A 4070-nucleotide genomic window follows, 5' to 3' on the forward strand; every position below is an offset into this window, starting at 1 on the left:
CGCCCGCGACACCCTTGCCTCTGGCTAACACTTCCCCTTGCCGGGTGTGTAGAGGACTTTCACCTCCAAGTCGTCCAGTCCACCACCACAGTGAACCGAACAGCGCCAGTCACGGCGCTACGCGCCATGCCTGGCGCACAATGAAAAGGGCCGCTCGATGCGGCCCCTTTTTCTATATTGCTCATTGCTCCAATACGATCTTCGGCGCCCAATCCAGCCACCCGTCAACAGGCTCGTCGAACAGTGCAAACGTCTGCCCCGGCAATGCCGGCCCACCCATCTCCGGATTGTTCGGCGTGGCGAAAGCGATACCGCCCTCGATCAATGCCTCCAGCGACTCGGTGCGCACCTTCAGCCCCTTGAACAGGCCAGCATCGACACCGATACCACTGGCATTCCAGAAGCGGCTGCCCGAACGCACCAGCGGCGCATAGCGTGGCTGGATCAACACATGGATCAAAACACGATCCGAGGTCGGTCCCAACTCGAAATCCACCACCTTGCCCACCGGCACCTCGCGGTAGCTGACGATCACCCCTGGCTTGATCGACCCCCGCCGTGGCGCGCTCAGCACCAGGCGCAAGCCTTCCTCGCGCACAGCCTGGTTCGGCGGACTGGTCAGGGCGGTGAACTCGGTACGCCGGGCGCCTTTCTGCGCCGACAACTGCACCTCCAGATACTGACCGCTGACCAGCGTGCCGAGGTTCGCGGTACGAGTCAGGCTCAGCTCCGGCTTCACCACCCAGAACTGCGTCCCTTCACGCGTGATCTGCTCGACCGCCTGAGTGATACGCACATTGAGGATCACGCCTTGCAGATCATCGGTCAGGCCAAGCGTTTCCACCTTGCCGACCTCCAACCCCTTGTAACGCACCAGCGTACCGGGTTGCAGGCCATCGCCATCGGCCACACGGATGGTGATCTGCTTACCCAGTTGCAAGGCGCTGTCGCGATCCGTATGCAGGGCGAAGCGCTGCACCTGACGGTCGGATCTGGCGGCTTGCAGATCCGGCGTCTCGAAGGCAATGCCGCCTGCCAAAAGCGTCTGCAAGGATTCGCTCTTGACCTCGACGCCCGACAACCCACCCTTGAGGGTGATGCCGCTGGCGTTCCAGAAACGTGTGGAGGTGTTCACCAGGTGCACGTAATCCGGCTCGATATGCACACCGAGTACCACCTGACTGTTATCGCGTCCCAGCTGGTAACTCTGCACCGAGCCGACCTTGATCTGCCGGTAGAGCACCGGACTACCCACTTCGATGGAGCCTAGCTGATCGCTGAACAACACCAGATGCAGGCCCGGCGCGCCCAGGTCAAGAGGTGGGGCCTTGCTGCGAGCCACGAAGCTGCGTGCCGGCGGATTGCCTTTATCACCGGGACGCACGGCAATGTAGTTACCCTTGACCAAGGCTTCGAGGCCCGTGATACCGGCCAGGGAAATGGAGGGTTTGACCACCCAGAAATCCGAGCCCTCGACCAGATAATCTTCAGCCAATGGATTGATCGTCAGTTCAGCCGTCGCACTGTTCAGGTCACGGTCTATCTGCATAGCTTTCAGCGAACCGACCTGAATGCCCTTGTACATGACCGGCGTGCGGCCTTCCTGCAAACCATCGAAATCACTGAGTTTGACGATAACCTTGATGCCTGCCTGGGCCTCGTCGTAATCCTCATACAAACGAAATGGCAGCGCAGGGTCGGTCGCCGGGCTGTCCTTGCGATGTTCAGGCGTGGCGAAGGCGATACCGCCGGCGACGATGCTGGCCAGCGATTCGCTGCGCAACTTGAAACCCGACAGATCGGCATCGACACTGATACCGCTGGCATTCCAGAAGCGCGTATGTTTGCGCACCAGATGCGCGTATGCAGGCTCGATGAACACCTTCACTTCAACCGTGCTCTGATCATCGCCCAAGGTATAACTCTTGACTCGCCCCACCTGAATCTGCCGGTAGAACACGGGACTGTCACGATTGAGCGAGCCCAAGCGTTCGGCTTTCAGGGTGATATGCAAGCCAGGCACGTCATCGCCCATGGGCGGCTCCTGGGGCAGGGCGGTAAAGCTGCGCGTCGCCTCACCCTCGCCCGGACTGAACGTAATGTAGTTACCCGATACCAGCGTCTCCAGACCACTGATACCGGCCAGGCTGACATTGGGCTTGACCAACCAGAAGCGCGTGCCGCTACGCAGGTATTGCTCCAGTTCCTTGTTCACTTCCAGCTGGGCGACCACGCCACGTTTCTCGCCACTCGAGTCGAGACTGATAGCGGTCACCTTGCCTACCGCCATGCCCTTGAACATCAGCTCGGTTTTGCCAGCCTGAATACCCTCCCCGCTGGCAAATACCAATTCGACCTGAATGCCTGCCTCGCTATAGGCGCGCCAGGCCAGCCAACCACCAATCAGCAGCGCGATAAGCGGCAACACCCAAATGGCCGACCAGTTCGAAGCAGGACGCGTCTTGGCCAGAGGAAGGTCAGTCATGATCGGTTTCCGTGTTATCCCAGATAAGGCGAGGGTCGAACGTCAGGGCTGCCAGCATGGTTAGGATTACCACACTGGCAAAGGCCGCGGCGCCGGCGCCAGCTTCGATACTGGCCAGGCTGCCAAAATTCACCAGCGCCACCAAAATTGCGATGACGAAGATGTCGAGCATCGACCAGCGGCCGATCCACTCGATGAAGCGATACATGAGAATACGCTGGCGAGCGGACATTGGCTGATGCCGCTGCACCGAATAGAGCAATAGAGCGATGCCAACCAGCTTGAATGTGGGCACCAGGATACTGGCGATAAACACTACCGCCGCAATCGGCAGCATCCCAAGATGAACGAGTTCCACCACACCGCCCATGATGGTCGCCGGCGCGCCTTTGCCCAAACTGTTGACGGTCATGATCGGCAGCAGGTTGGCCGGGATATAGAGAATCGCCGAGGTCAACAGCAAAGCCCAGGTGCGCACCAGGCTATTGGGGCGACGTGCATGTACCTGACCACCACAGCGACTGCAGTACTGATGCCTGGCACCCTCCTCGACCGGATTGATCTGGTGACACTCGTGGCAGACCAGTAGTCCGGCATCAATCGCCCGCATGGATGTCCTCCCCGGACAGCGCTTCCCAAATCTGATGCGGAGACATGGTCACTTCAAGCCACACCTGCACCAGAAGCAATGCGATGAAGCAGAACAACCCCAAGCCCAGGCTCAGGTCAGCTAGGTCCATCAACTTCACCATGGCAACCAGAATGCCCATCAGATAGACCTCGAGCATCCCCCACTCGCGCATGTGGTGATAGATCCGGTAAAGCAACAGACCGTAGCTACGCCCGAAGTCGAGGCGGATGCTCAACAGAACCAGCAACTGACACAGCAGCTTGAGCAGCGGCACGGCCATGCTGCAAAGGAACACCACCACTGCAATGCCTTGCATGCCGCTCTCATACAGACCTAGCACACCACTCCAGACAGTGTCCTGCGAGGTTTGGCCCAACAGATTGAGCTGCATGATCGGCAGGAAGTTTGCCGGGATATAGAGCAGTAGAGCCGTTAATACCAGCGCCAGGCTACGCCGTACTACATGATGACGGTGGCTGAACAACTCATAACCACAACGAGGGCACTCGGCACTTTCACCATCCTGCAGCATCGGCTTGCGCATCAATAGATCGCACTCATGACAGGCGACCAACTGCTCAATCGGCAAGGAAGATAAGGAAGATTCGGAGGGCGAGTCAGACATGAAAGTCCCCAGCGGAATTCGCCGCATTCTACCCGAGCGCCACCAGACACCGACATACCGTGCGCACCACGATAACCCCCCGTATTGGTCGGTGCGCACAGCGCACCATACGCGCCTGCAGGAACGACCTCTGGCCAACTTTCCGCCGCGCAAAGAAGAAACCCCAGACCGCTTGCGCGATCTGGGGTTTCGTATAGGAGCTTGACGATGACCTACTCTCACATGGTGAAGCACCACACTACCATCGGCGATGCGTCGTTTCACTACTGAGTTCGGGATGGGATCAGGTGGTTCCAACGCTCTATGGTCGTCAAGCAATTCGGTTGGGA

General features: G+C 59.0%; 3 protein-coding genes and 1 rRNA gene. All 4 read right to left on the reverse strand.

All coding sequences use genetic code 11. From position 1 onward, the window contains the following. Positions 1–181 precede the first annotated feature (181 nt). Positions 182–2485, reverse strand: coding sequence for a PqiB family protein (locus DBO86_RS21400; protein WP_108234772.1), 2304 nt, complete (start codon positions 2483–2485; stop codon positions 182–184). Continuing rightward, positions 2478–3095, reverse strand: coding sequence for a paraquat-inducible protein A (locus tag DBO86_RS21405; RefSeq protein ID WP_004424276.1), 618 nt, complete (start codon positions 3093–3095; stop codon positions 2478–2480). Before DBO86_RS21405 ends, DBO86_RS21400 begins: the two co-directional genes overlap by 8 nt. Beyond that, a complete protein-coding gene (locus tag DBO86_RS21410; RefSeq protein WP_004424279.1) occupies positions 3082–3741 on the reverse strand; it encodes a paraquat-inducible protein A in 660 nt (219 codons plus the stop codon). The genes DBO86_RS21405 and DBO86_RS21410 overlap by 14 nt, the downstream gene beginning before the upstream one ends. Before the next feature lie 199 nt (positions 3742–3940). Next, positions 3941–4056 (reverse strand): 5S ribosomal RNA (rrf, locus tag DBO86_RS21415). Between the last annotated feature and the right edge of the window lie 14 nt (positions 4057–4070).

Source organism: Ectopseudomonas oleovorans, from assembly GCF_003052605.1.
GTDB lineage: Bacteria > Pseudomonadota > Gammaproteobacteria > Pseudomonadales > Pseudomonadaceae > Aquipseudomonas > Aquipseudomonas oleovorans_A.

Excerpts from the sequence above, each read along its gene's own strand:
- DBO86_RS21400 (WP_108234772.1), bottom strand. The coding sequence starts at position 2,485 with ATGACTGACCTTCCTCTGGCCAAGACGCGTCCTGCTTCGAACTGGTCG.
- DBO86_RS21410 (WP_004424279.1), bottom strand. The coding sequence starts at position 3,741 with ATGTCTGACTCGCCCTCCGAATCTTCCTTATCTTCCTTGCCGATTGAG.
- DBO86_RS21405 (WP_004424276.1), bottom strand. The coding sequence starts at position 3,095 with ATGCGGGCGATTGATGCCGGACTACTGGTCTGCCACGAGTGTCACCAG.